The following is a 25,336-nucleotide window of genomic DNA, read 5'->3' on the forward strand; positions in this document are numbered from 1 at the left end:
CCGGCACGCACCACAGGAGAACCGTGATGAGCAGCAACGCGAGAACGATGCGCGCGATCACCCAGGACACCTTCGGCGGACCCGAGGTGCTGCGGCTCACCGAGCTGGCAAGGCCACAGCCGCTGCCGACCGAGGTACAGGTCCGGGTCCACGCGGCGGGTGTGAACCCCGTCGACTGGAAGACCCGCGCGGGCGGCGGGATGGCCGGCGTCCTGGGGGAACCTCCTTTCGTGCTGGGCTGGGATGTCTCCGGCGTCGTGACGGAGGTCGGTTTCGGTGTCCACACCTTTCAGGTGGGTGACGAGGTGTACGGCATGCCGTGGTTCCCCCGGCAGGCCGGCGCCTATGCCGAGTATGTGACCGCGCCCGCCCGCCAGTTCGCCCGGAAGCCCGCGTCGGTCGGCCACGACCAGGCCGCCGCGGTGCCCCTGGCCGCGCTCACCGCGTGGCAGTCACTCGTCGACGCCGCGCGGGTCGAGCCGGGACAGCGCGTTCTCGTCCACGCCGCCGCGGGCGGCGTGGGCCACTTCGCGGTGCAGTTCGCCAAGTACCTCGGCGCCCATGTCATCGGCACCGCCGGCGCCGCCAAGCACGACTGGCTGCGCTCGCTCGGCGCCGACGAGCTCGTCGACTACACCGCGGTCCGGTTCGAGGACGCCGTACGCGACGTCGATGTGGTGATCGATCTCGTCGGGGACGAACACGACATGACGAGCACCCGCTCGCTCACGACCCTGCGGCCCGGTGGCCTTCTCGTCGCCGTGCCCTCCGGTGTCTCCCCCGAGCTTCACGACGCCGCCCTCGCCCGGGAGGTGCGCGCGAGCGCCTATCTCGTGGAGCCCGACGGCGCGTCCCTGGCCCGGATCGCGGAGTTGATCGACAGGGGGGTCGTCAAGGTCGAGGTCGAGGACGTCCTTCCGCTGGCGGACGCGGCCGAGGCGCACCGCCGGGGCGAGCGGGGACGGACCCGCGGCAAGCTCGTCCTGCGCGTCGCCTCCTGACGTCCGTGCCCCGTCCCCATCGGGCTCCGGCGCGTACGCCACCGCTGAGCTCCGGACCCTGGCGCGGGGACCTCTCTTCCCCCTGACCCGCAGCCGGGTCAGCAGCCCCCGGTGGCCGCCCTCGCGCGGCGGCTCGTGCGCCACCGCCGTCGGCCCGGGTACTGGTCCCGTCGGTGCGGGTACTGGTGCTGGTGTGCGTGCGGGTACTGGTGCTGGTGTGCGTGCGGGTGCTGGTGCTGGTTCCGGTCCTGTCCCGCCGTACCGCGGGGCAGGATCTCCGGCGTGCGGCAGGGAGCTGCCGGGGCGCGGCGCGGGGCGTGCGCGCCGGGCCGCCGTCAGCAGCGTGTCAAGACTGGCCCGGTGCCACTGGATCTCGTCCGGATGATCCGCCACCAGCAGACGCTGGACCGCCGTCCGCGCCGCTTCCGACTCGGGCCGCCCATGGCCGAGGTCCGGCCGCAGCCGGTCCAGGTAGGCGCGTTCGTACGGATCAGCTACCAGCTCGGCCAGCTGGACCGGATCGAGCACACAGCCCGCGATGGCGGCCCGCTCCCAGGGGTCCCCGCTCTCACGCAGCAACTGACCGATGCGCCGCCCCCGCCAGTTGCGTGGACGCCAGTCCTCCCCCGCCTCCAGGCCGGCCCGCAGCGGCCGTGGGAACCGTCCGGTGAGCAACGCTGGTTCCCTGGCGGCGAGGGACCGTAGGTCATCGGCCAGATACAGCCATACGACCGCGCGGTAGCGATTGAGATAGAACCTCACCGGCACGAGGAACCCCGAGCGGGCCAGTTGTGTGAAGCGCCCCGGGCTGACGGGCATCAGCGCCGCCCCCTCGGCCGTGCCCACCGTCCGGACCCGCTCGCGCAGCGTGTCCGGGAATCCCTCCGCCGCCCGTAGACGGTCGATCTCCTGCCGCGTGACCTGCCGACGGCCCAGGTCCGTCCCGGCGGTCGAGCCGGCGGTCGTCACGCCGGCGGCGGTGATGGTACGGATGTGCCCGAGCCGCACGGCGAGCTCGAACTCGCCGCGCCGCAGGTCCAGTTCCCGCGCGGCCCGGTCGACGCCGACGGCCCGGGGCGCTTTCCCCGCGATTTCCACCGCCTCGGCCATCGCTGCGACGACGGGCGTGTTCGTTTCCCCGGCAAAGTGGTTCCGGGCCTGTGACTGAGCGTCGCTGACGGACATGATGGTCCTCCCCCGTGAGGCGTAACTACTCTCGGTGACGACCGTAGCGCGACAGCGGCGTTCTTCGCCGCGCCTGTGGATAACTCCCGGACCGGACCGAGAATCCGGCTTCCGGCTACCGGCTACCGGCTACCGGCTACCGGCTACCGGCTGGGAGTCTTCGGAGACGCGAGAGACCTCAGGGACCTCAGGGACCTCCGAGACCTCAGAGACCGCTCAGACTGGTGCCTCCCGGCTGCCGCGCCGCGACACCAAGGTGCTCACCGACCCGGTTGACGAGCAGCGTCATCTCGTAGGCCACCTGGCCGACATCGGCCTCGGCCGCCGTCAGTACGCACAGGCAGCTGCCGTCACCAGCGGCGGTGACGAACAGCAGCGCCTCGTCGAACTCGACCATCGTCTGCCGGGCCTGGCCGGCCCGGAAATGCCGCCCCGATCCCCGGGCGAGGCTGTGCAGCCCCGAGGAGACCGCCGCGAGGTGTTCCGCGTCCTCGCGCGCCAGTCCGGCGCTCGCCCCGGTCACCAGACCGTCGTTGGACAGCACCAGTGCGTGCTTGATGTGCTCGACCCGTTCGGTCAGGTCGTCGAGCAGCCAGTCGAGTCCCTTTTCCAACGGCATTGTCGTTCCTCCCCGTTCAGTTGTTCCCCATGGTCCCGCAACGCCCGTAGCCTTTCGCACCGGCCGCTCGCGGGCAAGCGGGTCCCCGGGGCGCCGCGTCGCGCCCGCCGCCCGGGCGGCGGAAAATGCGGACATGGCGACAAACATGAGCAAGGAGCAGTGGCGCGCCTTCGTTTCGGAAGGCACGCGCACCGGCAAGTTGTCCACCGTACGGGCCGACGGGAGCCCGCACGTCGCGCCCATCTGGTTCGTACTGGACGGCGACGATCTCGTCTTCAACACCGGCAGGGAGACAGTGAAGGGCAGAAATCTGCTGCGCGACAGCCGGCTGGCGCTGTGCGTGGACGACGAACGTCCGCCGTTCTCCTTCGTGGTGATCAACGGGCGGGCCGAGATCCACGAGGAACCCGATCAGTTGCGCGCCTGGGCGACCCGGGTCGCCGCGCGGTACATGGGGGAGGAGCGGGCGCAGGAGTTCGGGAAGCGCAACGGGGTGCCGGGCGAACTGGTCGTACGGGTGAAGATCGACAAAGTGCTGGCGTACGCGGACATCGCGGACTGACGTGCGGACGGGGCGCCCCGCACGACTCCGCGCCGGACGCCCCGCCCTCGCCGTACACGCCAGCCCGCGCCGGGCCGCGCGGCTATCACGGCGCGTCAGGCGGCCGGCCGGAGGCTCAAGCCCTCGACGGCTCCGGACAGCGCGGACTTGAAGGCACGGCTGGCATCGTCGGCGAGGACCTCGCTCTCGCCCTTCTCCAGCGCGGCGACGACATCGCGGGCCACGTCCCGCGGATCGTTCTTGACGACGTCCAGCCCACGGATCATGTCGGTGTCCGTGTACCCCAGATGGACACCCACCACCTGTGTCCCCTGGGGCGCCAGTTCCAGCCGGAGCGAGTTGGTGAGCGACCACAGAGCGGCCTTCGTCGCGCCGTAGACACCGGCCCCGGCCGCCCAGGACAGCGCCGAGTGGATATCGACCAGCGCACCGCCACCACGGGCCGCCAGCACCGGGGCGAAGGCCTGGGCAACGCGCAGCGCACCGAACACATTGGCCTCGAAGAGGGCCCTGACCTCGTCGATACCGACGTCGGTGAGCGGGCCGCCGCCGGAGATCCCCGCGTTGTTGATGACGATGGAGACATCGCCGGCCGTACGCGCCAGCTCGGCGACCGAGTTCCCGTCGGTCACCTCCAGCGGCAGCGGGACGATCCGCGGATCGCTCTCGGCGACGGGCGTACGGGCCGTGGCATAGACCTTCGCGGCCCCCGCCTCAAGCAGTTCCTGTACGAAGGCCCTGCCCAGGCCGCGCTGTCCTCCGGTGACCAGGGCGGTTGCTCCACTGACGGTCGTCATGTCGCTCTCTCCTCATGAAATAGATGGACCGAGGCCTCATGGAATAGACAGAGGCGTAACCACATAGCCTCTGTCTTCAGCCTGCTCGCCCGTCGCGACATAGTCAAGTACGATTCGGTTATGTCATGGGTAGCCAGTGAGCGATATCGCGTACGCCAGGCCCCTGCCGGACTCGCGCTGGTGCAGGAGCTGATCAACACCCGCGCGATCAGGGGGTACGCACCCGATCTGCTGGCCGACCGCGAGTCCGCCGAGCGGTGGCTGACCGGCGCCACCGGGGAGTGGGCCCGTATCCACGGCGTCGACTCCCCCGACTGCGCGCTGTCCCTGTCGGACCCACGGGCGCTGCGCGACCTGCGGGAATCCTTCGAGCGGCTGCTCACCACGGCCCCGGCATCAGGCGTGGATCCCGGTACCGCCGCCCCGCCCCGCCCCGCTTCCGGTCGCGGCGTCGCGGTGCGTCTCGCCCCCGACGAACAGGGGCAGGTGCGGCCGCTGCCGGTCGGCCGGGGGCGCGGCTGGCTGGAGTCGGCTCTCTGGTCGGAGACCCTGCTCGCCCAGCGGGCGGGGACCTGGCCCCGGCTCAAGATCTGCCGCAACGGCGAGTGCGGGTCGGCCTTCTACGACACGTCGCGCAACAACAGTGGTGTCTGGCACGACGTACGTATCTGCGGCAACGCGGCCAATCTGCGCGCCTCACGGCAGCGCAAGCGGATACGGGCCGCCGCCGAGGGCGACCGCGACGGCAAGGACGAAGGCACACCGGCCGGCTGATCCCTGGCAGGTATCCCAGGGCGAGGGCACGACCGGCCGGCTGATCCCGGGCGGGTACCCCGAGGAGGCCCCCCTCAGTCCGGAGCCACGACGCGGGCGGCTCGAAGCGTGAGGTAGTGCCGTTCCGGAAGGCTGGTCGTACGGTGTGCCGCCTCCCGGTAGTTCTCCAGCGCGCCCTGCCGGTCGCCGGCCATTTCGAGGAGATGGGCCCGCGCCACATACAGCCGGTGGCTGCCCGCCAGACGGCCGTCCGCCTCAAGGGTCTTGAGGATGGCGAGACCCGCGTCCGCACCGCGCACCATCGCGACGGCCACCGCCCGGTTCAGCGATACGACCGGGCCGGCGGACAGCTGCTCCAGCACTCCGTACAGGGCGAGGATCTGCGGCCAGTCGGTCTCCTCGACCGTCGCCGCCTCGTCGTGGACGGCGGCGACCGCCGCCTGGACCTGATACGGACCGAGAGGGCCCCTGGGCAGGGTGGCCGTGAGGAGCGCGGTGCCCTCGTCGATGGCCCGCGCGTCCCAGAGCCCCCGGTCCTGCTCCGCGAGCGGGATCAGCTCACCGGCCGGGCCGGTGCGCGCGGCGCTTCTGGCGTGAGTGAGCAGCATCAGCGCCAGCAGACCGGCCACCTCGCTGTCATCGGGGAGCAGTTCATGGGCGGCCCTGGTCAGCCGGATCGCTTCCCGGGAGAGCTCGACCCGTTGCAGATCGGGCCCTTCGCTGGTGGCGTATCCCTCGTTGAAGATCAGATAGAGGACATGCAGTACGGCGTCGAGCCGGGCGGCACGCTCCTCGCCCTCCGGCATCCGGAACGGGACCCCGGACATCTTGATCCGCTGCTTGGCCCGGCTGATCCGCTGCCCCATCGTCGTCTCGGGCACCATGAAGGCGCGCGCGATCTGGCTCGTGGTCAGGCCCCCGACACAGCGCAGGGTCAGCGCGATCGCGGCCGTGGGCGACAGCGCGGGATGGCAGCACAGGAACAGCAGGATCAGCGAGTCGTCCCTGTCCGCCGGGTCCGCGTTGTCCGCGGCCGGCGCCGTCCGCCGGTCCGTGGGCAGTTGTCTCGCCGCCAGGTCCTCGCGGCGGCGGCGCGCCTGCTCGCCACGTACTCGCTCGGTCATCCGGCGGCTCGCGACCTGGATCAGCCAGCCGCGCGGATTGCGGGGCGTGCCCTCGTCGGGCCACTGCGTCGCCGCTGCCAGCAGCGCTTCCTGTACGGCGTCCTCGGCCGAGTCGAAATCCCCGAAGCGCCGGGTGAGCACGCCGACGACCTGCGGCGCCAGCGTGCGCAGCAGGTCCTCGGCCGTCGTCTCCCCGCCGGTTCCCGGATCCGTCACCGGATCGGGCTCGGGCTCCGCCGGGCGGGGGGTCGTATCAGTCAGCGCTCACATCTCCTCCGGCGGTCCCGCCATCACCTGGCGCACCTCGATCGGCATGTTCAGCGGCTGTCCGCCGGGGCCGGGAGCTGTCGACACATACGCGGCCAGCTCCACCGCCCGCTCCGCGCTGTCGCAGTCCACGATCCAGAAACCGGCCAGGAATTCCTTGGTCTCGGGGAAGGGGCCCTCGGTGATGACGGCGGAGCCGTCGCCACCCGCCCGTACGATCCTGGCCTGTTCCGGACCCGCCAGCCCCTCCGCCGTGACCAGCTCGCCCGCCTCCGAGAGCTTGCTGTTCGTGTCACGCATGAAGGCGATATGGGCCCTGATCTCGTCCTGGGTCCACTCCGTGAGCGGCGGGAAGTCCACGGTCTTCTCACTGAACTGCATCAGCAGCATGTACTTCATGACGTTCTCCTCACTGTCGCGCCCTTCTCGGCGCTCTCACTGACAGGTAGAAGCACGCGCCGTGATTTCGACATCCTCGACGGGACCGACGAAGATTTCTCGGAAGAATCTCCGCGAGAAGGCCTCCGTGACCTCCGAGACCCCAGAACATCCGGAAGATCGCAGAACATCCGAGATATCCCGGATGTCCGGAACCTCTGGGACAAGTTACCCCCGGGAATCGCCGACGGGAAGTGGAGCGACGAAATGGGGCGGCCCGCCCGCCGTGCGACGGTCACGCCGGGGATCATTGCCCCATGGCCCATGACCACACACATGTGCAGGAATTCTTCGGCTCCCGGGCGGCGGACTGGGACGCGCGCTTCCCCGACGACGGTCCGGCCTACGCCGCCGCCGTCGCCGACCTGGGGCTGCGCCCCGGTGACGCCGTACTGGACGCGGGCTGCGGTACGGGCCGCGCACTGCCACCCCTGCGGGACGCGGTGGGCGCGCGGGGTACGGTCCTGGGCGTCGATCTGACCCTCCAGATGCTCGACGCGGCCGTACGGGCGGGCCGTCGCGCCGCCGGGCGACTGCTGCTCGCCGATGTGAGCCGGCTGCCGGTGCGGACGGCGGTGCTCGACGCGGTGTTCGGTGCGGGGCTGATCGCCCATCTCCCGCAACCCGACGAGAATCTGCGGGAGTTGGCCCGGGTCGTACGGCCGGGAGGCCGACTGGCACTGTTCCACCCCATCGGCAGGGCGGCGCTGGCGGCCCGGCAGGGCCGGCGGATCACGGACGAGGATCTGCGCGCCGAGCCCAATCTCCGTCCGCTGCTGGCCGGCTCGGGCTGGCGGCTGGAGTCGTACACCGACGAGGACTCCCGCTTCCTGGCCCTGGCGGTACGCCACGGCTGATCCCCGCGCCCCTGGGCCCCGCACCCCTGGGCCCCGCGCCCTGGGTCCGGACGAGCACCTGCGAAAAAGCACCTGGCACGGGGAAGGACCTCTTCTGCCGGCGCACCCGCGACCGTACGTTGGAAGGGCGGCCCGGACGACCGGACGACCGTTGCGGCCCGCACCACGCCAGGCAGCAGGGAAGGTGGACCCCGTGTTCAACAGACTGCGCAGGATCCTCGTATCGGGCCACGTGTCGGGCCGGGCCGCCGCCCCGGCCGCGGAGCGGCCCCCGGCCCGGCCGCACAACATATTCGAGGCCGCCGCCACCTACGTGTCGGCGTGCGCGGAGGACGATCAGCAGCGAATCGACGAGGCGGCGGACTGGGTCTCACCGGAGGCCCTGTCCTTCGGTGTCAGCGAACTCGCCTGCCGGGCGGTCATCGCGCTGGCCCGCGAGCGGGACGAGTCGCCGCAGACCGTGGCCCGCGGCCTGCTCGGCCTGCCGGCCGCCTGACCCCACCGGCCCGGCCCGACAGCGGAGCCGGGGCCCGCACCGGGGGCCGGAGCCAGGGCCGGAAAAGCCTGGTCGTACCGCGCTCTCGACGTCCGGGTTGCCCACTGGCTAGGGTGCGCCGACAACCGATGGGTTCGGGAGGCGCGGTGACCGGAACGGAAGACTCCGTGGACGACGACGCACTGTACGTGCTGACCGCCGCGCTGCTCACACCGGCGCGGTTCCCGGCCGTACTCGGCGACGACTACCCGGAAGCGTGTGCCGCCCTCGGCCTTGAACCGTACGACCGGGGATACGGGCTGGTCATGGGGCAGGACGGCGACGGCGCCCGCTGGACAGTGGTGGTGGACGACGTGTCACTCGTCGCCGTCGCGATCGCGGCCTGGGACTGCGGAATGGAGCACGACCTGTCGCCGGGGGAACGGACCGTGGTGTGCGCCCTGCCCGGCTGGCCGGTCGCCCTCGCCGTCGCCGCACCCGGCGTACCCGCCCCGCACGACCCCGAACCGGAACCCGGCTCCGGGGAGGACGGCCTCCGGCCGCCCCTCGCGCCGCCCGACACGGAGTCCTGGGGTCCGGCGCAGCGCCGCCTCGGCGCGGACGGAATCGCCCTCCAGTGGACGGCCTGGCGAGAACAGCTGCACGACAAGAGGGCGGCGGCGGCGGACGGCGACGGCGCACCGGCACCCGCCCATGAGGGCGTACGACGTGTGCTGAAGGAACTGCGCGGCTACCTGGACACACCGCCGCCGCTCGGCCGGGTGCGGTCCGGCTTCGCCCCGGGCGAGGCGCGGACGCTGCGCGCCGACGGCCCCGGCTGGTCCTTCGTCGCCAGGACCGACGACATGGCGTTCGTCCTGCTGGACGAGGAGCCCGGAGACGTACTGCCGGTCGGCCGGGGCACGGAACTGCCGGAACTGCTGAAGGCGCTCGACGGCATGGCCGTACGCCCGGCCTGAGCCGGCCCCCTCGGACGGGAACCGCGTGCGTGTGCGGGGCCCAGGACCGTCCGGCCAAGGACCCCGCACACGAGCGATCAGCCGGGCCGGGTCAGCGGCCGATCTCCTTGCGGCTGATCCTGCGCAGCCTGCGGCGCTGCGACGGGTCCAGCATCAGATACGCGGCCGCCGGCACGCCGAGCACCACCAGCAGTGAGAACCAGAAACCGATCAGCGGAATCAGAAGAAGGCCAACGGCCACTCCCCCGACAGCGATCTTCGTACGTGTCGACATCTCGACGCCTCCTTCGCGGCCAGGCCGCTTCCTGCCCAGTGAACGCGCACGGGCGTCCGCCAGTTCCACTATGCGCCCGCGCGCAGCGGTTCGCCGACCTCATGCATATGCCCGAGAGCCTGGCGGTACGACTCGATCAGTCCGGTCTCCGTGTACGGGAGCCCCAGCGAGAGGCAGTGGGCGCGCACCATCGGCTGGGCGAGGCGCAGATGGGGGCGCGGCATGCTGGGGAAGAGGTGGTGCTCGATCTGGTAGTTGAGCCCGCCGAGGAACCAGTCGGTGAGGAGTCCGCCACGGACGTTCCGCGAGGTCAGGACCTGACGGCGGAGATGGCCCCAGCCCTCGCTGTTCTCCGGGTCGGGCATCTCCATGCCCTTGTGGTTGGGCGCGAAGGCCATGCCCAGATGGAGACCGAGGAGCATCTGGTTGATCAGGGCGAAGACGATGGCCTGGCCGACGGTCATCGTGGTCAGCAGCAGGGTCACGTACGCCACGACATGGGCGGTGAGCAGCGCTCCCTCGGTCACTCGTCGGCGGACGGGCATCCGGTCGTCGCGGGAGAAGACGGCCTGGAAGCCGTACACCTTGAGGGCGATGCCCTCCAGTGTGGTCAGCGGGAAGAACAGCCATGCCTGGTGCCGGGTGAGCCAGCGGCGCAGTCCGGTGCGGCCCGCGGTCTGATGCTGGGTGAAGACGAGGATGTCCGCGGCGACGTCCGGGTCCTTGTCGATGTGGTTGGGGTTGGCGTGGTGCCGGTTGTGCTTGTCGTTCCACCACTCCTGGCTCATACCGAGCATCAGATTGGCGTGGACGAGCTGGATGAGGCGGCCCCTGCCCCGGCCGGAGGTGATCTGGGCATGTCCCGCGTCATGGCCGACGAACGCCATGCGCGCGGATACGACGGCCAGCGGCGGCGCGAGGAGCAGCGTCCACCAGGAGGGGCCGAGGAGCACCATTCCGGTGACGATCGCCGCCAGGAAGAGGAAGTTGACGGTGATGCCCCGGGCGTACCAGGCGACCCGGCGCTCCAGGAAACCCTGTTCCCTGACCGTACGCAGGAGGGGCGTGAAGTCGCTGCCGCCCGCGCGGCCGACTGCCGGGTCGGGTATGGGCTCCGCGAGGGGGATGGCGGCGGCTTGGGGCATGTCGGTCTCCGGTCTGTAGGCCGAGGTGGGTACTGAGAGAGGGCCGCGCGGACTGCGTCGGCCCCCTTGAAACGTAGGGGTACGTGCTACCGGGCAGCCATGACGCCACCACCCGGAACAGGTGGGTGCTGTCCGGGGTGTGGGGGTGGTGCTGGCTACACCCAGGGGTGTCGCGGGAGTGAGTCAGGTCACGGCGTCGCCGTCGCCGCGTGGCTTCGCGGTGGGGTACCCTCGGCGGCTCCGACCCGCATTAGTCAAACTTGAGGAATGCGTCTTCGCTGTGCACAGGCTTCCCGCGGCATCGCTCTCCCGGACCGCCGAACTCGCAAACTGTTCCACCGTCTTTCTCCCCGCGGATCCGGCTCGCGCCGGGCGGATCGCCTTCTGGCGAGCCGCCGGCGCGGAGCCGCCGTCCGGACCGGGCTCCCCGGAGGAACTGGCTGTCGTCGACACCGAAGGCCACCTTCTCACGGTCCGGGCGCTGCTGACTCCCGTATCCGCCGCTCTCCCCATGCTGACCAGGGGGCGCGCCTCGGCGAACGCGTCGCCGTCCGTGGCCTTCTGGGGTGCGGCGGCGCTCCTGGCCCTGCAACTCGCCGCCCGTGGGCGGATGTTGCCCGGCCTCACCGGTACGGATCACGACGCGTGGCGGGCCGGACCACTGACCGGCGAGGATCTGGAGCGGATCCGTGCACTGGCGGCCTCCATGCCGCCCAGCGCGCACGCCGTACCGCTCGGCGCCGCTGTCGGGCCGGCCGCCGAACCAGCCGCCGGCCCGGCGGATACGGTGCTTCTCCCCCGGCCCGAGAGGCTGTTGAGGGATTTCCTCGACGCGGTCGCCGACGGGCTGCCGCGCACGCCGGCCGCCACGCTCGTCACGGCGGACCCCGCCTTCGCCGCCGCCCCGCCGCGCCGCTATCCCGAGCTGCGTGACTGGGCCACGGCTGTGGCGGCGGGGCATGACGCGGGCGTGCGGCTCTCGCTGCGCGTTGAGCTGCCGGGTCTGACGGATACCTCGGACACGGCGGACATGGCGGGTACATCGGGTACGCCGGGATCCATCTTCCGCGCCGTCCTCCAGATGCACAGTGTCAGCGATCCCTCCACGGTCTCGGACGCCACCGACGTGTGGTCGGGTTCGGCGTCGGCCGCCTTCGGCCCGCGCGCCCGGATGGACGCCCTGCTCGCGCTGCGCCGCGCCGCCCGCGCCTGGCCGCCGCTCACCCCGCTGCTCTCGGCCGCCGTGCCGGACGCCATCGAGCTCGCGGACGAGGAGGTCACCGAACTGCTGGGCGAGGCGGCCGGCGCGCTCGCCGCGACCGGCGTCCAGGTGCACTGGCCCAGGGAGCTGGCGCGCACGCTGACGGCCCGCGCGGTCATCGGCCCCGCGGACGAAGGGGCTGACCCCGACACACCGGACGCGGCAGGCACGGCAGACGCGGCGAACACCGGCGGATCTCCCCGGCCGGAGACGGATCTGCCGGCCTTCCTGTCGGCCGACGCCCTCCTCGCCTTCAACTGGCACTTCGCGCTGGGCGATCAGCGGCTCTCCCGCGCCGAGCTCGACCGGCTCGCCGAGGCGAGCCGTCCCGTTGTCCGGCTGCGTGACCAGTGGGTCCTGATCGACCCGGCGGAGGCCCGGCGCGCCCGCGAGAGCCAGGACCGCAAGCTCAGTCCGGTCGACGCGCTCGAAGCCGTACTGACCGGCTCCACCGAGGTCGAGGGCCGCCGGGTCGAGGTACGGGCGACGGGCCGGCTCGCCACTCTGCGCGACCGGCTCGCCGATCCGGAGCATGCGGAGCAGGAGATCGGACAGCCGGCCGCGCTCGCCGCGACGCTCCGCGACTACCAACTCCGCGGGCTCAACTGGCTGCACCGGATGACATCGCTCGGACTCGGCGGCTGTCTCGCCGACGACATGGGGCTCGGCAAGACCATCACCCTCATCGCGCTCCATCTGCACCGGCAGACCGACCCGTCGGCGGCCGGCCCGACCCTCGTCGTCTGCCCGTCCTCCCTGATGGGCAACTGGCAGCGCGAGATCGAACGGTTCGGACCCGGCACACCGGTGCGTCGCTTCCACGGTGTCTCGCGCGGTCTGGAGGGGCTGGGAGACGGCGAGTTCGTCCTCACCACCTACGGCACCATGCGGCTGGACGCGTCGAGACTCGGCGGGACGGACTGGGGCATGGTCGTGGCCGACGAGGCGCAGCACGTCAAGAACCCGTACTCCGCCACGGCCCGACAACTGCGCACCATCGGAGCCAGGGCCCGGGTCGCTCTCACCGGCACCCCCGTGGAGAACAACCTCTCCGAGCTGTGGGCGATCCTCGACTGGACGACCCCCGGACTCCTCGGCCGCCTCGGCACGTTCCGTACCCGCTACGCGGAGTCCGTCGAGAGTGGTAACGACCCGGCGGCGGCCGAGCGCCTGGCCGCGCTGGTCCGCCCGTTCCTGCTGCGCCGCCGGAAGTCCGATCCGGGGATCGCGCCCGAACTGCCGCCCAAGACCGAGACCGACCGCGCCGTCTCCCTCACCAGGGAGCAGGCCGGGCTGTACGAAGCGGTCGTACGGGAGACCCTCGCCGCGATCGCGGAGGCGGGCGGCATGGAACGACGCGGGCTCGTCGTCAAACTGCTGACCGCGCTCAAGCAGATCTGCAATCACCCGGCGCAGTATCTGAAGGAGCAGCGGCCCCGGCTCACCGACCGCTCCGGGAAGCTGGAACTGCTGGACGAACTGCTCGACACGATCCTCGCGGAGGACGCGAGCGTGCTGGTCTTCACCCAGTACGTACAGATGGCGCGGCTGCTGGAGCGGCATCTGGCGGCGCGTGGCGTGCCGACCCAGTTTCTGCACGGCGGTACGCCGGTCCCCGAGCGCGAGGCGATGGTGGACCGCTTCCAGAACGGTGAGGTGCCGGTCTTCCTGCTGTCGTTGAAGGCGGCGGGCACCGGGCTCAATCTGACCCGCGCCGAGCATGTCGTGCACTTCGACCGCTGGTGGAACCCCGCTGTCGAGGCGCAGGCGACGGACCGCGCGTACCGCATCGGGCAGCTCAGGCCCGTACAGGTGCACCGGATGATCACCGAAGGCACGATCGAGGACCGGATCGCCGAGATGCTGGCACGTAAGCAGGGGCTGGCCGACGCCGTACTGGGCTCCGGCGAGGCGGCCCTGACCGAACTGACCGACGCCGAGCTGGCGGATCTGGTGGAGCTGCGGGGGAACGCCCGATGAGCGATATGTATGACGGCGGTTCCGAGGACGGTTCGATGGACGGCTCGGTGGACGGCTCGCCGGACGGTGCGGTGCGCACCTTCGCCGCCCTGGCGCCCGCCCAGGGCCGGGCCTTCGCACAGACCTGGTGGGGCCGGGCCTGGCTGAAGGCGCTGGAGGACACCGCCCTCGACGGCCAGCAGTTGAAGAGGGGGCGCAGACAGGCCCGCGAGGGCGCGGTCGGCGCGGTGTCCGTACGGCCAGGACGGATCACCGCGGTCGTCCGGGACCGGGACGGCACCGCCCAGCGCAGCGATGTGCTGTTGCAGCAGCTGACCGAGGAGGAGTGGGACCGCTTCCTGGACATGGCGGTCGACCGGGCGGGCCATATCGCGGCGCTGCTCGACCGGGAGATGCCGCCGCATCTGGTGGAGGACGCCGCGAGCGCGGGGGTCGAACTGCTCCCCGGTATAGGCGATCTGGAGCCGGAGTGCGGCTGTGAGGCCTGGGACCACTGCCCGCACTCCGCCGCGCTCTGCTATCAGATGGCCAGGCTGCTCGACCAGGATCCGTTCGTCCTGCTGCTGATGCGCGGCAGGAGCGAGCGCCGGCTGCTCGACGAGCTTCAGGTGCGCAGTGTCGCGCGTGCCGCCCGTACGCGAGAGGAGCCGAGGGACGGTACGGGCGACGGCGGCGCCCGGAGCGGCGAGGAGGCGGGCGTACCGGCCGTGGCCGCTTTCGCGGCGCGCGGCCTCCTGCCCGCGCTGCCCGCTCCCCCGCCGCTGCCTTCGGAGCCGGGGCAGCCTCCGGCCCTCGACACGGAGGGCGCGCCGCCGGCCGGGGTCGACGCGGACGCCCTGGAGTTCCTTGCCGCCGACGCGGCGGCGCGGGCGCTGCGGCTGCTGTCGGAAGCACTGCTGCCCGGCCATGAACAGCAGCCGGAGGAGCCTGAGCTGACGCCCGGACAGGACGCGGTACGGCTGGCCGCCACGGCGTCCGACCAGCGGCTGGTGGCGCGGCTCGCCTCGGGCTCCGGCCGCCGGCCGGCCGAGCTGGACCTCGCGGTACGCGCCTGGCGGTACGGCGGCGCGGCGGCCCTCTCCGTACTGGAGGACACCTGGGCCCCGGAGCCCGAGGCCCTCGCACGGGCCGCGGCGGCGCTCGACGCGGCCTGGGAAGACGGGGACCGGCCGCGACTGCGGGCGGGCGGCGGCGGGCGCTGGACGGTGGCCGAGGCGCCGGTCCAGCTGCGGTACGGCCGCGACGGGCGCTGGTGGCCGTACCGCAAGGAGCGGGGTCGGTGGGCTCCCGCGGGTCCGGGCGGCCCCGATCCCGCGGCGGCTCTGGCGGACGCGCTCGCCGAGGACGCTCCTGCCGAGGAATGACGCTCCCGCCGAGGAGTGAGGTGATCCGTACGGTCCGGTCGCCCGGCGGGACGCTTGCCGGGCCGGGCAACCGGGGCGACGATGGTCACGTCCGGTGATGTCCGACCGGGGAGGCCGTGTTGACCGATACCTGGGTGGCTCTGGAAGCGGGCGCCGACCCGGTGAAGCGCCGAGGGGCGCTGCGCCGCGCGTACGAGTCGTACGCGACCGCGGGGCGGGTCGAGCATCCGGTGCGGCCGGTGGTGGCGGCCTCCTGGCGGCGGTCCGCCCGCGCCCATGTAAGCCCGGAGGGCATGGCGCGCGTGGAGCTGTCCGACGACGAGCTCGCCGCGTACCGCGACGCCCATCCGCTGGCCCGGGTGATGCCGCTCTTCCGTGAGCTGATGGGCGCGTACGCGATGGACGGCCGGCATCTGATGGCGGTGTGCGACACGCACGGCAGACTGCTCTGGGTCGAGGGACACCGGGCGACCCGGCTGCTGGCGGGCCGGATGAACTTCGTGCCGGGCGCCCGCTGGTCGGAGGCCGTCACCGGAACGAACGCGCCCGGCACCGCGATCGCCGTGGACCGGCCCGTGCAGGTCTTCGCCGCCGAGCACTTCCAGCGGCCCGTGCACCCGTGGACCTGCGCGGCCGCGCCCGTCCACGATCCGTTCAGCGGACGGCTGCTGGGCGCCGTGGACATCACCGGTGGTGACCGGCTGGCCCACCCGCACAGTCTGGCCTTCGTGGGCGCGGTCGCGCGGGCCGCCGAGTCGCAGCTCGCACTGCTCGCGCCGGCGCCCGACGCCGGGGCCGTACGGCTGACGGCGCTGGGACGGGACGAGGCGCTGCTGGTGGCCGCCGGCCGCAAGCTGCGGCTGAGCCCCCGGCACAGCGAGATCCTGACGCTGCTCGCGCGCCGTCCCGAGGGCGTGGCGGGGGACGAGCTGCTTGTCGACTTGTACGAGGACGAGTCGGTCACCCCGGTCACACTGCGCGCGGAGCTCTCCCGGCTGCGCGGACTGCTCGGCCCCGGGCTGCTGCGTTCACGGCCCTACCGGCTGGCCGCTCCCGTCGAGTCGGACTTCGACGCGGTGACCCGGCGGCTGGCCTCCGGCGCCGTGACCTCCGCGATGAGCGCCTACGCCGGGCCGCTGCTGCCCGCCTCGCGGGCGCCCTCGGTGGTACGGCTGCGCCGGCGTCTCGCGGACCAGCTGCGGGCCGCGCTGATCGCCCGCGGCGACCCGGGGCTGCTGACCGACTGGGCGTACAGCCCCTGGGGCGAGGAGGACCTGCCGGTGTGGCGGGCGCTCGCCTCCGTACTCCCCGTACAGCAGCGGCCGGCCGCACTCGCGCGGGTACGGGAACTCGACGCGTGGCAGCGGAGGTGACGGCCTGCCCCGACCGCGCATGCGAACGTACACACGCGTACACACGACGAATCGCGCTTCCGGCCGCCCCCGCTCGGCGTCTCCCGCGCTGCGAACCCGCTCCTCCCTCCCTACTGTCGGTTCACAGAGCACCACGGCGCCTGGCCCGTGCGACGGGCCGCACTCCGCCGGGTACCCCGATCGGAACCGGAGGAGCCTTCATGCCGGAGCTGTTCATCGGTGGTAGGTGGACCGTCGCCGTCAGCGGGCAGACGCGCGAGATCCGCTGCCCCGCCGACGGCACACTGGTCGCGACCGTCGACGAGGCCGGACCGAAGGACGCCGCCGCGGCGATTGGTGCGGCCCGTGACGCCTTCGACAGCGGTCCCTGGCCCTCCACCCCGGCCGCCGAGCGCGGCGCACTGCTGCTGCGCGTCGCGGATCTGCTGGAGCGCGACAGGGCGGCACTCGCCAGAGCCGAGTCCCTGGACACCGGGAAGCGGCTCGTCGAGAGCGAGTACGACATGGCCGACATCGCCAACTGCTTCCGCTACTTCGGCAATCTGACGGCGGCCGGCGGCACCGACAGGATCGTCGACACCGGCGATCCCGGCGTGGACAGCCGGGTGGTGCATGAGCCGGTCGGTGTGTGCGCGCTGATCACCCCGTGGAACTATCCACTGCTCCAGACCGCCTGGAAGGTCGCCCCCGCGCTCGGCGCGGGCAACACCTTCGTCCTCAAGCCCAGCGAACTGACCCCGCACACCGCCATCATGCTGATGAGTCTGCTGACCGAGGCCGGGCTGCCCGCCGGGGTCGCCAATCTCGTCCTGGGCGCGGGACCGACCGCGGGCGCGCCGCTCAGCGAGGACCCGCGGGTCGACATGGTGTCGTTCACCGGCGGTCTGGTCACCGGCCGGCGCATCATGGCCGCCGCGGCACCGACCGTGAAGAAGATCGCGCTGGAGCTGGGCGGCAAGAACCCCAATATCGTCTTCGCCGACGCCGATTACGAGGCGGCCGTCGACTACGCGCTCACCGCGGTGTTCCTGCATTCGGGACAGGTCTGTTCGGCCGGGGCGCGGCTCCTCGTCCAGGAAGAGCTGCACGACGCGTTCGTCGAGGACGTGGTGGCCCGGGCGCGCGTGATCCCGCTGGGCGGACCGTTCGACGAGAACGCCCGGACCGGGCCGCTGATCTCCGCCGCGCACCGCGCCAAGGTCGAGGCGTATGTGGCGGCGGGGCTGGCCGAGGGCGCCGTGCTGCGCTGCGGGGGCGCGCGGCCCGACGATCCGGCGCTGCGTGATGGCTTCTACTATCTGCCGACCGTGCTGGACGAGTGCACCCCGGGAATGTCCGTGGTGCGCGACGAGTCGTTCGGACCGGTCCTCACGGTCGAGCGGTTCCGCGACGAGACGGAGGCGCTCGCGCTCGCCAATGACACGATCTACGGGCTCACGGGGGCTGTCTGGTCGCAGGACGTGGGCCGTGCGCACCGGGTGGCCTCGCGGCTGCGCGCCGGCACCGTATGGATCAATGACTTCCAGCCGTATGTGCCCCAGGCGGAGTGGGGCGGGATGAAGCAGTCCGGTTTCGGCCGGGAGCTGGGTCCCGCCGGACTGGCCGAGTACCAGGAGGCGAAGCATGTGTGGCGCAATCTCTCACCGCGGCCCCTGGGATGGTTCGAGTGACCCCGAGCCCCGGCCACGCACCGTCGGGTCCGGAGCCCGCACCCGATCAGCCCGCACCCGATACCCGTAGCGCCCAGGACATCCAGAGCCAGGACGACGACGATTCCCTCAAGGCGTTCGGATACAAGCCCGAACTCAAGCGCACCCTCGGAAACTTCCATACCTTCGCCGCCGGGATCAGCTACATCTCGATCCTGACCGGCACCTTCCAGCTCTTCTACTTCGGCGTCAAGTTCGCCGGGCCCGGGTACTGGTGGTCATGGCCGATGGTGTTCCTCGGGCAGCTGATGGTGGCCCTCTGCTTCTGCGAGCTGGCCGCCAGCTACCCGGTCGCCGGTTCGATCTACAACTGGTCCAAGAAGCTCGGCGGACCGCATATCGGCTGGCTGGGCGGCTGGATGATGGTGACGGCCACCATGGTCTCCCTCGCGGCGGTCGCCCTCGCCTACCAGATCACGCTGCCCCAGATCTCCAGCTTCTTCCAGGTCGTCGGAAACGGCGGTGGGGAGACGGACGCGGCGAAGAACGCCGTCCTGCTCGGCACGGTACTGATCGTCTTCACCACCCTGGTCAACGCCTTCGGCGTCAAGCTGATGGCCACCATCAACTCCGCCGGGGTGATGGTCGAGCTGATCGCCGCGATCGTACTGATCGGGCTGCTGGCCGCGCACATCACCCGCGGCCCCGGCGCGATCGTCACGACCAGCGGCTTCGGCGCCGGTCAGCCGCTCGGCTACGTGGGGCCCTTTCTGACCGCGTCGCTCGCCTCCGCCTATGTGATGTACGGGTTCGATACGGCATCCTCGCTGGGCGAGGAATCACACAACCCCAGGCGCAACGCGCCGCGCGCGATCCTGCGGGCCCTCATCGCCTCTTTCCTCATCGGCGGACTCATCCTACTGTTCGCGCTGCTCGCCGTGCCCGATCTGCACAACAAGGCGCTCTCAGTGGACGGACTCCAGTACGTGGTGCTCTCCACGCTCGGCTCGGTCGTCGGCCAGATCGTGTTGTGGTGTGTGGTCGTCGCCATCACCGTGTGCGCGCTCGCGGTGCACGCGGCCGGTATCCGGCTGGCGTTCGCGATGGCGCGTGACAACTGTCTGCCCGCGTCCTCGCTGATCGCCCGGGTGAGCCCGCGGTTCGGGACGCCGGTGGTGCCCGCCGTCTTCATCGGGCTCGTCGCCATCTGCGTCCTGGTGATCAACATCGACCAGCCGCAGATCTTCTCGGTGCTCACCAGCATCGCGATCATCATGATCTATGTGGCCTATCTGATGGTCACCTTCCCCATGCTGGTCCGCCGACTGCGCGGCACCTGGACACCCGCTGAGGGCCACTTCTCGCTGGGCGGGCTGGGGCTGCCGGTCAATGTCCTCGCCGTGCTGTGGGGCGCGGCCATGTCACTCAATCTGGCCTGGCCACGCCACGAGGTGTACAACGCGGCGCCGCCGTACCACTGGTATCTGCGCTGGGGCGCATTCCTCTTCGTCGGCATCGTCGCCGTCGGCGGCTTCACCTACTACTGGTTCTTCCAGCGCACCCGCACCGGCACGCTCGAAGCGCACCGGTCCCCGGCCGAGGAGCCCGAGCCGCCCACCACGACCCCCTGAACACCTCTGACCTGGACCTGGAGCAGCGATGTCCGCGGAACACTCTGTGCGTGAGTTCGACTATGTGGTGGTCGGCGGTGGAACCGCCGGCGCCGTCGTCGCCGCGCGGCTGACCGAGGACCCGGAGGTCACCGTCTGCGTGGTGGAGGCCGGTCCCTCGGACGTCGGCGACGAGAGTGTCCTCAGACTCGACCGGTGGATGGCGCTGCTGGAGTCCGGCTACGACTGGGACTACCCCATCGAGCCGCAGGAGAACGGCAACGACTTCCTGCGGCAGGCCCGCGCCAAGGTGCTTGGCGGCTGCTCGTCCCACAACTCCTGTATCGCCTTCTGGGCACCGGCCGAGGACCTGGACGAGTGGGGCGCGCTGGGCTGTACGGGGTGGAGCGCGGCGGAGTGCTTCCCGCTCTACCGGCGGCTGGAGACCAATGACGCGCCCGGCGACCACCACGGGCGCTCGGGGCCGGTGACGATCCGGACCGTACCGCCGAACGATCCGTGCGGCGTGGCGCTTTTGGAGGCGTGCGCCGCCGCCGGTATCCCCGTCACCCCGTTCAACACCGGCTCCACGGTGGTACGCGGGGCGCACTGGTTCCAGATCAACGCGCGTGAGGACGGCGTCCGTTCCTCCGCCTCGGTGGCGTATCTGCATCCCGTCCTGGGCAAGCGGCCGAATCTGGAGATCCGCACCGGCCGCCAGGCCAAGCGGCTGCTGTTCGACGAGGCGCGGCGCTGTACGGGGGTCGAGTATCTGGAACCCGACACGATTCACAGCGGCGCGGTCGCGGCCGGGCGCGAGGTGATCGTCAGCTGCGGTGCCATCGACTCGCCGAAGCTGCTGATGCTGTCGGGCATCGGTCCCGCCGGGTGGCTGCGGGACGTCGGGGTGGATGTACGGGTGGACTCCCCCGGGGTCGGCTCGCGTCTCCAGGACCATCCCGAGGGCGTGATCATGTGGGAGGCGAAGCGGCCGATGGTCACCTCGTCCACCCAGTGGTGGGAGATCGGGATCTTCGCCGACACCGAACCGGGCCTGGACCGGCCCGATGTGATGTTCCACTACGGCTCGGTGCCGTTCGACCTGAACACCTACCGGCGCGGCTATCCGACCACCGACAACGCCTTCTGTCTCACCCCGAATGTCACCAGGGCCCGGTCCATGGGGACGGTCCGGCTGCGTACCCGTGACTTCCGGGACAAGCCGGCGGTGGACCCTCGCTACTTCACGCACGAGCACGACATCCGGGTGATGACCTACGGGCTGCGGCTGGCCCGGGAGATCACCGCCCAGGCGCCGATGGCTCCGTGGACCGGGACCGAGCTGGCGCCGGGCCCGGCGGCACGCTCCGACGAGGAGCTGTTCTCGTACATCCGCGAGACCCACAACACCGTCTACCACCCGGCGGGGACGGTACGGATGGGGGCGCCGGGCGAGGTCGACTCGCCGCTCGATCCGCGGCTGCGGGTCAAGGGCGTCACCGGGTTGCGGGTGGCCGACGCGTCCGTGATGCCGTTCCTGCCCACGGTCAATCCCTGTATCACCACGATGATGATCGGCGAGAAGTGCGCGGACATGATCAAGGCGGAGGCGGAGTGAGCCGGGTCCGCGGGCCCGCATGGACGACCACGGCGGCGGTGCAACGTCGTCGCAACGTCCCGCTCCATAGGGTCGGGCCTGGGCGCCGTCCAACGGCGGGCGGCGCGGAATCCGGGAGGCCACTGAGATGACCCGTTACGCAGCGCCCGGCAGCGAGGGCGCGATCGTCTCGTACAAGTCCCGCTACGACCACTGGATCGGCGGGGAGTACGTACCGCCGGCCCGTGGCCAGTACTTCGAGAACCCCAGCCCGGTCAATGGCCGCCCCTTCACCGAGATCGCCCGTGGCACGGCCGACGATGTCGAACGCGCCCTGGACGCGGCGCACGGCGCGGCCCCCGGCTGGGCGAGGACTTCGGCGTCGGACCGTGCCAATGTCCTCAACCGGATCGCCCACCGGATGGAGGAGCATCTGGAGGAGCTGGCGGTCGCGGAGAGCTGGGAGAACGGCAAGCCGGTCCGGGAGACCCTGGCGGCCGACATCCCGCTCGCCATCGACCACTTCCGCTACTTCGCGGGGGCGCTGCGCGCCCAGGAGGGCACGCTCAGCGAGCTGGACGACGACACCGTCGCGTACCACTTCCATGAACCGCTCGGTGTGGTGGCCCAGATCATCCCGTGGAACTTCCCGATCCTGATGGCGACGTGGAAGCTGGCGCCCGCGCTGGCCGCCGGGAACGCCGTCGTGCTCAAGCCCGCGGAGCAGACCCCGGCCTCCATCCATCTCTGGATGAGTCTGATCGCCGATCTGCTGCCGCCGGGCGTCGTCAATATCGTCAACGGCTTCGGCGTCGAGGCGGGCAAGCCGCTGGCGTCCAGCCCGCGCGTGGCGAAGGTCGCGTTCACCGGCGAGACCACGACGGGGCGGCTGATCATGCAGTACGCCTCCGAGAACATCAAGCCCGTCACCCTGGAACTCGGCGGCAAGAGCCCGAACCTCTTCTTCGACGACGTCTGGGCCGCCGATGACGACTTCCGTGACAAGGCACTCGAAGGCTTCACGATGTTCGCCCTCAACCAGGGCGAGGTGTGCACCTGTCCGTCACGCGCGCTGATCCAGGACGGCCACTACAGCGAGTTCCTGGAGGCGGGCGTGGCACGCACGGAAGCGATCGTGCCGGGCCACCCGCTGGACACCGACACGATGGTCGGCGCGCAGGCGTCCAACGACCAGCTGGAGAAGATCCTCTCGTATCTGGACATCGGCCGGCAGGAGGGTGCCAAGGTTCTGACGGGCGGTCAGCGGATCGACTACGACGGCGAACTGGCCGGCGGCTACTACGTACAGCCCACGATCTTCGAGGGCCACAACCGTATGCGGATCTTCCAGGAGGAAATCTTCGGCCCGGTCCTCGCGGTGACGTCCTTCAGCGACTTCGACGACGCGATGAAAACCGCGAACGACACGCTGTACGGCCTGGGCGCGGGCGTCTGGACACGGGACATGAACACCGCCTACCGAGCGGGCCGTTCGATCCAGGCGGGCAGGGTCTGGACGAACTGCTACCACGCCTACCCGGCACACGCCGCGTTCGGCGGCTACAAGCAGTCGGGGATCGGCCGCGAGAACCACCGGATGATGCTGGACCACTATCAGCAGACGAAAAACCTCCTGGTGTCGTACTCGCCGAAGAAGCTGGGCTTCTTCTAGCCGCCAGAGAAGGGCGCCTGACCAGGCGTGGAGTTGGATTGTTCCGGACGGCTTGTGGGAGATCGCTGAGCCGTTGACTCCCGCGTCGAAAGTCCGGCCGCAGGGCGGCGGTAGGCAGGGCACTCCCGATGAGACGCTGTCGGCACGCGACGCCGCCCCACCTATCCGCGCGGCCTCTTACAGGCCCGTCGCCCGTGGACCGGGGCAAGCCGGGTTCCACACTCAGCTGCTGGGACACCATTCGTATCCGAGTCGCAGGGCCAGTTCCCCCGAGCCCCCGCGGACCTCTGCGAGGGGCCGGGGGTCAACGGCAAGGACACTTGTCGCGAGCTGCCCCGCCTGCTCCTCGGCCGGCGCGTTGTGATCCTGACTGACGGGCAGCAGCAGTTCGAATGCCAGCCAGGGGGTGTCCTCGTCAAGCTGCCGGGGGAACCTGAAGTGCACATTGACCTGGCCGAGGCGGTCACGCCGGACCCAAACGCCAGTCAGAGCACAGTTCCAGTGCTGGAACCCGCCGCTGTCCTGGAGGGTCTGCTCCAACAGTCGGGCCACGGTGTCCACCGGTTGTTCCCAGCTGTGATCGGCCGCTCCCCGGGCCAGTTCGGCGTCGTACCGGTCACTGTCGAAGCGGACTTCAGGGAGAACGATCCCGCCGGCGCCGGTGTTCTCCCAGTGCGACCAGATCACTAGGCCGCCCGTACGGTGCACGGTGGCACAGACCGCGCCGCAGCAGCCGGCACCGCACTCCGGCTCGGACAACATCACCTGACGGGGTTCCTCCGAGGCTGCCAACGGCCAGCCCTCAGCAGGTCCGGACCACTCCCGGACGCTACTTGCGCACCCCTCTGGATGGATCTCCTCCAGCAGGTCGAGGCCATTGATCAGGGGACGCATTTCAATCGGCGCATGCGGGGTCCCGGCCCCAGGGACGAAGTGCCGCAGCGTGAGGACACTGACGGAGTCCCGGTCGGTCAAGTCTCCCATGACCGGATGAATCAACATGCTGTGCACAGTATTACGAGGTACATCCAGCCCGAGCAGCAGCCCGACGCATTGATCTCGAACGGCGGTGTTCACCGGATCAGCCTCCACAGGGCGACTGGGTCAGTTGTCAAACGCCTCTGTTGGATGGCAATGGAGTGCGCCACGAAGTACCACGTAATCGAGTGGAGGTGAAAGGCCGGCACCGCCGGGCCGTCGCAGCGGTCTGGTGAAGCTGGGGGCAGCCTGGTCCGGGGAACGACGGGGAGGGTGGCAAGCGGTCCCGACAACGCCGCGAGCGTGCGTGCCGGACGCCACCGGGCAGGCGGCGGCGTTCCGTTCTCACCGCGTCGGGACGTTCTCTGGTTTTGTGGTGCGGGCGGCGTGGGCGTAGCGGGCGGCGAGGTCGCCGAATGCGGTGGCCAGTTGGGGCGGGCCGATGACCTCGATATCGGTGTCGAAGCGGCCGATGGCGGCGGCGAGTCCGGTCCATGACCAGGAGCCGAGGATGAGCCGGCAGTGGTGGGGACCGAGTTCCACGACGATTCCGTCCTGGGCGAAGGGCGCGACATCGGCGGCCGGGAGGTGGAGGATGACTTCGCCTTGGCAGGGCCAGTCGGTGGTGGTGCCGTCGTTGCCACGGAATCGGCTGGTGACGAAGGTGGTGACGGTGCCGCCGGGGAGGTCGCGCGGGGCGAAGCGGGGGCCGGTGGGTGTGCGGGGCCGGATGCGGTCGACGCGGAAGGTACGCCAGTCCTCGCGGTGGAGGTCCCAGGCCACCAGGTACCAGCGATGACGCCAGGTGACCAGGTGGTGGGGTTGTACGCGGCGGGCGTCATCGGTCGAGGTGCTTGGCCCCGGGACGTAGTCGAAGCGCAGTTCCTCGCGGGCGTGGATGGCGCGGCTCAGGTCCATCAGGACCTGAGCGTCGACCTGGGGTGTGTCGCCGGCCGCCGCGGGTGGTTGGACCGCGGTGATGTGCAGCAGGTCGATGCGGTGGCGCAGGCGGGGCGGCATGACCTGGCGGAGGGTGGCCAGCGCGCGGGAAGCGTCTTCGGCGACGGTGGTGCCGGCGGCCGCGGTCTGCAACGCGACGGCCAGGGCGACGGCCTGCTCGTCGTCGAACAGCATGGGCGGCAGGTGAGTGCCGGCCTCCAGGCGGTAGCCGCCGGCCGGTCCTTTGACGGTCGTGATCGGGTAGTCGAGTTCGCGCAGGCGCTCGATGTCGCGGCGCACCGTGCGCGAGGTGATGCCGAGACGCTCGGCGAGATCATCGCCGGACCAGTCACGGGGCGTTTGGAGGAGCGAGAGCAGCGCGAGCAGCCGGGCGGATGTTTTATGCATGACACCC

The 25,336-nt window shown here is 71.1% G+C and carries 22 protein-coding genes and 2 pseudogenes; 15 read left to right on the forward strand and 9 right to left on the reverse strand.

The annotated features are described in order from the left end of the window. The first annotated feature begins 26 nt into the window (after nucleotides 1-26). A complete protein-coding gene (locus tag ACFRMN_RS21810) occupies nucleotides 27-1,001 on the forward strand; it encodes an NADP-dependent oxidoreductase (protein WP_383022036.1) in 975 nt (324 codons plus the stop codon). Nucleotides 1,002-1,361: 360 nt separating this feature from the next. Here the strand turns inward: ACFRMN_RS21810 and ACFRMN_RS21815 are convergent. Next, a pseudogene (locus ACFRMN_RS21815) lies at nucleotides 1,362-2,009 on the reverse strand (DUF6397 family protein); the annotation flags it as partial. Between ACFRMN_RS21815 and ACFRMN_RS21820 the strand changes: the two are divergent. Further along, on the forward strand, nucleotides 1,995-2,165 hold the full coding sequence (locus tag ACFRMN_RS21820) for a hypothetical protein (protein WP_383022040.1): 171 nt from the start codon (nucleotides 1,995-1,997) through the stop codon (nucleotides 2,163-2,165). The pseudogene ACFRMN_RS21815 and the gene ACFRMN_RS21820 overlap by 15 nt on opposite strands. A gap of 226 nt (nucleotides 2,166-2,391) precedes the next feature. Here ACFRMN_RS21820 and ACFRMN_RS21825 read toward each other — a convergent pair whose 3' ends face one another. Further along, on the reverse strand, nucleotides 2,392-2,805 hold the full coding sequence (locus tag ACFRMN_RS21825; protein ID WP_383022043.1) for a roadblock/LC7 domain-containing protein: 414 nt from the start codon (nucleotides 2,803-2,805) through the stop codon (nucleotides 2,392-2,394). A gap of 133 nt (nucleotides 2,806-2,938) precedes the next feature. On the opposite strand from ACFRMN_RS21825, the gene ACFRMN_RS21830 reads away from it, so the two are divergent. Further along, nucleotides 2,939-3,367, forward strand: a complete 429-nt coding sequence (locus ACFRMN_RS21830) for a PPOX class F420-dependent oxidoreductase (protein WP_383022045.1) — start codon at nucleotides 2,939-2,941, stop codon at nucleotides 3,365-3,367. 95 nt (nucleotides 3,368-3,462) lie between these two features. Here the strand turns inward: ACFRMN_RS21830 and ACFRMN_RS21835 are convergent, their stop codons facing one another. Continuing rightward, nucleotides 3,463-4,164, reverse strand: a complete 702-nt coding sequence (locus ACFRMN_RS21835) for an SDR family oxidoreductase (protein WP_383022048.1) — start codon at nucleotides 4,162-4,164, stop codon at nucleotides 3,463-3,465. Nucleotides 4,165-4,284: 120 nt separating this feature from the next. Between ACFRMN_RS21835 and ACFRMN_RS21840 the strand changes: the two genes are divergently transcribed. Next, nucleotides 4,285-4,938, forward strand: a complete 654-nt coding sequence (locus ACFRMN_RS21840; RefSeq protein WP_383022051.1) for a CGNR zinc finger domain-containing protein — start codon at nucleotides 4,285-4,287, stop codon at nucleotides 4,936-4,938. A gap of 74 nt (nucleotides 4,939-5,012) precedes the next feature. On the opposite strand, the gene ACFRMN_RS21845 is transcribed toward ACFRMN_RS21840, so the two are convergent. Together ACFRMN_RS21845 and ACFRMN_RS21850 are read right to left on the reverse strand one after the other, a co-directional pair. Next, nucleotides 5,013-6,278 carry an RNA polymerase sigma factor gene (locus ACFRMN_RS21845; RefSeq protein ID WP_383022054.1) on the reverse strand — a complete coding sequence of 422 codons (1,266 nt, stop codon included), beginning with the start codon at nucleotides 6,276-6,278 and terminating at the stop codon, nucleotides 5,013-5,015. Between the two features lie 48 nt (nucleotides 6,279-6,326). After that, nucleotides 6,327-6,728, reverse strand: coding sequence for a YciI family protein (locus ACFRMN_RS21850; protein WP_383022056.1), 402 nt, complete (start codon nucleotides 6,726-6,728; stop codon nucleotides 6,327-6,329). Between the two features lie 296 nt (nucleotides 6,729-7,024). Here ACFRMN_RS21850 and ACFRMN_RS21855 point away from each other — a divergent pair, with 296 nt between their 5' ends. The 3 genes from ACFRMN_RS21855 (at nucleotide 7,025) to ACFRMN_RS21865 (ending at nucleotide 9,079) form a co-directional block, all read left to right on the forward strand. Beyond that, the gene (locus tag ACFRMN_RS21855) at nucleotides 7,025-7,624 is read left to right on the forward strand and encodes a class I SAM-dependent methyltransferase (RefSeq protein WP_383022059.1); all 600 of its coding nucleotides are present in this window, start codon (nucleotides 7,025-7,027) and stop codon (nucleotides 7,622-7,624) included. 232 nt (nucleotides 7,625-7,856) lie between these two features. After that, the gene (locus ACFRMN_RS21860) at nucleotides 7,857-8,120 is read left to right on the forward strand and encodes a hypothetical protein (RefSeq protein WP_383022115.1); all 264 of its coding nucleotides are present in this window, start codon (nucleotides 7,857-7,859) and stop codon (nucleotides 8,118-8,120) included. A 128-nt stretch (nucleotides 8,121-8,248) separates the two neighbouring features. Continuing rightward, nucleotides 8,249-9,079 carry a hypothetical protein gene (locus ACFRMN_RS21865; protein WP_383022062.1) on the forward strand — a complete coding sequence of 277 codons (831 nt, stop codon included), beginning with the start codon at nucleotides 8,249-8,251 and terminating at the stop codon, nucleotides 9,077-9,079. A 91-nt stretch (nucleotides 9,080-9,170) separates the two neighbouring features. Here the strand turns inward: ACFRMN_RS21865 and ACFRMN_RS21870 are convergent, their stop codons facing one another. Both ACFRMN_RS21870 and ACFRMN_RS21875 read right to left on the reverse strand, forming a co-directional pair. Next, nucleotides 9,171-9,353: a hypothetical protein gene (locus ACFRMN_RS21870; protein WP_383022064.1), complete on the reverse strand. Its 183-nt coding sequence runs from the start codon at nucleotides 9,351-9,353 to the stop codon at nucleotides 9,171-9,173. Nucleotides 9,354-9,421: 68 nt separating this feature from the next. Next, on the reverse strand, nucleotides 9,422-10,498 hold the full coding sequence (locus ACFRMN_RS21875; protein ID WP_383022066.1) for a fatty acid desaturase family protein: 1,077 nt from the start codon (nucleotides 10,496-10,498) through the stop codon (nucleotides 9,422-9,424). A gap of 280 nt (nucleotides 10,499-10,778) precedes the next feature. Here ACFRMN_RS21875 and ACFRMN_RS21880 point away from each other — a divergent pair, with 280 nt between their 5' ends. The 8 genes and pseudogenes from ACFRMN_RS21880 to ACFRMN_RS21915 all read left to right on the forward strand — a co-directional run. After that, a complete protein-coding gene (locus tag ACFRMN_RS21880; RefSeq protein WP_383022068.1) occupies nucleotides 10,779-13,739 on the forward strand; it encodes a DEAD/DEAH box helicase in 2,961 nt (986 codons plus the stop codon). Next, a complete protein-coding gene (locus tag ACFRMN_RS21885; protein WP_383022069.1) occupies nucleotides 13,736-15,103 on the forward strand; it encodes an SWF or SNF family helicase in 1,368 nt (455 codons plus the stop codon). Before ACFRMN_RS21880 ends, ACFRMN_RS21885 begins: the two co-directional genes overlap by 4 nt. A gap of 119 nt (nucleotides 15,104-15,222) precedes the next feature. Next, nucleotides 15,223-16,476 carry a GAF domain-containing protein gene (locus ACFRMN_RS21890; protein ID WP_383022071.1) on the forward strand — a complete coding sequence of 418 codons (1,254 nt, stop codon included), beginning with the start codon at nucleotides 15,223-15,225 and terminating at the stop codon, nucleotides 16,474-16,476. 200 nt (nucleotides 16,477-16,676) lie between these two features. Then, a complete protein-coding gene (locus ACFRMN_RS21895; RefSeq protein ID WP_383022073.1) occupies nucleotides 16,677-18,146 on the forward strand; it encodes an aldehyde dehydrogenase family protein in 1,470 nt (489 codons plus the stop codon). Continuing rightward, nucleotides 18,134-19,756 (forward strand): APC family permease, encoded by a 1,623-nt coding sequence (locus ACFRMN_RS21900; protein ID WP_383022074.1) that lies wholly within the window; start codon nucleotides 18,134-18,136, stop codon nucleotides 19,754-19,756. The genes ACFRMN_RS21895 and ACFRMN_RS21900 overlap by 13 nt, the downstream gene beginning before the upstream one ends. 28 nt (nucleotides 19,757-19,784) lie before the next feature. Further along, nucleotides 19,785-21,353, forward strand: coding sequence for a GMC family oxidoreductase (locus ACFRMN_RS21905; protein WP_383022076.1), 1,569 nt, complete (start codon nucleotides 19,785-19,787; stop codon nucleotides 21,351-21,353). A gap of 127 nt (nucleotides 21,354-21,480) precedes the next feature. After that, a complete protein-coding gene (locus ACFRMN_RS21910) occupies nucleotides 21,481-23,004 on the forward strand; it encodes an aldehyde dehydrogenase family protein (protein ID WP_383022078.1) in 1,524 nt (507 codons plus the stop codon). 37 nt (nucleotides 23,005-23,041) lie between these two features. Beyond that, nucleotides 23,042-23,149, forward strand: a pseudogene (locus tag ACFRMN_RS21915) (IS5/IS1182 family transposase); the annotation flags it as partial. Between the two features lie 77 nt (nucleotides 23,150-23,226). Here the strand turns inward: ACFRMN_RS21915 and ACFRMN_RS21920 are convergent. Together ACFRMN_RS21920 and ACFRMN_RS21925 are read right to left on the reverse strand one after the other, a co-directional pair. Beyond that, nucleotides 23,227-23,766 (reverse strand): hypothetical protein, encoded by a 540-nt coding sequence (locus tag ACFRMN_RS21920; protein WP_383022079.1) that lies wholly within the window; start codon nucleotides 23,764-23,766, stop codon nucleotides 23,227-23,229. 561 nt (nucleotides 23,767-24,327) lie between these two features. Beyond that, on the reverse strand, nucleotides 24,328-25,329 hold the full coding sequence (locus tag ACFRMN_RS21925) for a helix-turn-helix transcriptional regulator (RefSeq protein WP_383022081.1): 1,002 nt from the start codon (nucleotides 25,327-25,329) through the stop codon (nucleotides 24,328-24,330). Nucleotides 25,330-25,336: the final 7 nt, after the last annotated feature.

Source organism: Streptomyces sp. NPDC056835 (assembly GCF_042789485.1).
Classification (GTDB): Bacteria; Actinomycetota; Actinomycetes; order Streptomycetales; family Streptomycetaceae; genus Streptomyces.

Coding starts and splice junctions, on each gene's coding strand:
- ACFRMN_RS21910 (WP_383022078.1), top strand. CDS start 21,481: ATGACCCGTTACGCAGCGCCCGGCAGCGAGGGCGCGATCGTCTCGTAC.
- ACFRMN_RS21925 (WP_383022081.1), bottom strand. CDS start 25,329: ATGCATAAAACATCCGCCCGGCTGCTCGCGCTGCTCTCGCTCCTCCAA.
- ACFRMN_RS21895 (WP_383022073.1), top strand. CDS start 16,677: ATGCCGGAGCTGTTCATCGGTGGTAGGTGGACCGTCGCCGTCAGCGGG.
- ACFRMN_RS21865 (WP_383022062.1), top strand. CDS start 8,249: ATGGGTTCGGGAGGCGCGGTGACCGGAACGGAAGACTCCGTGGACGAC.
- ACFRMN_RS21920 (WP_383022079.1), bottom strand. CDS start 23,766: ATGTTGTCCGAGCCGGAGTGCGGTGCCGGCTGCTGCGGCGCGGTCTGT.
- ACFRMN_RS21885 (WP_383022069.1), top strand. CDS start 13,736: ATGAGCGATATGTATGACGGCGGTTCCGAGGACGGTTCGATGGACGGC.
- ACFRMN_RS21840 (WP_383022051.1), top strand. CDS start 4,285: ATGTCATGGGTAGCCAGTGAGCGATATCGCGTACGCCAGGCCCCTGCC.
- ACFRMN_RS21855 (WP_383022059.1), top strand. CDS start 7,025: ATGGCCCATGACCACACACATGTGCAGGAATTCTTCGGCTCCCGGGCG.
- ACFRMN_RS21905 (WP_383022076.1), top strand. CDS start 19,785: ATGTCCGCGGAACACTCTGTGCGTGAGTTCGACTATGTGGTGGTCGGC.
- ACFRMN_RS21810 (WP_383022036.1), top strand. CDS start 27: ATGAGCAGCAACGCGAGAACGATGCGCGCGATCACCCAGGACACCTTC.
- ACFRMN_RS21875 (WP_383022066.1), bottom strand. CDS start 10,498: ATGCCCCAAGCCGCCGCCATCCCCCTCGCGGAGCCCATACCCGACCCG.
- ACFRMN_RS21900 (WP_383022074.1), top strand. CDS start 18,134: ATGGTTCGAGTGACCCCGAGCCCCGGCCACGCACCGTCGGGTCCGGAG.
- ACFRMN_RS21825 (WP_383022043.1), bottom strand. CDS start 2,805: ATGCCGTTGGAAAAGGGACTCGACTGGCTGCTCGACGACCTGACCGAA.
- ACFRMN_RS21850 (WP_383022056.1), bottom strand. CDS start 6,728: ATGAAGTACATGCTGCTGATGCAGTTCAGTGAGAAGACCGTGGACTTC.
- ACFRMN_RS21835 (WP_383022048.1), bottom strand. CDS start 4,164: ATGACGACCGTCAGTGGAGCAACCGCCCTGGTCACCGGAGGACAGCGC.
- ACFRMN_RS21830 (WP_383022045.1), top strand. CDS start 2,939: ATGGCGACAAACATGAGCAAGGAGCAGTGGCGCGCCTTCGTTTCGGAA.
- ACFRMN_RS21870 (WP_383022064.1), bottom strand. CDS start 9,353: ATGTCGACACGTACGAAGATCGCTGTCGGGGGAGTGGCCGTTGGCCTT.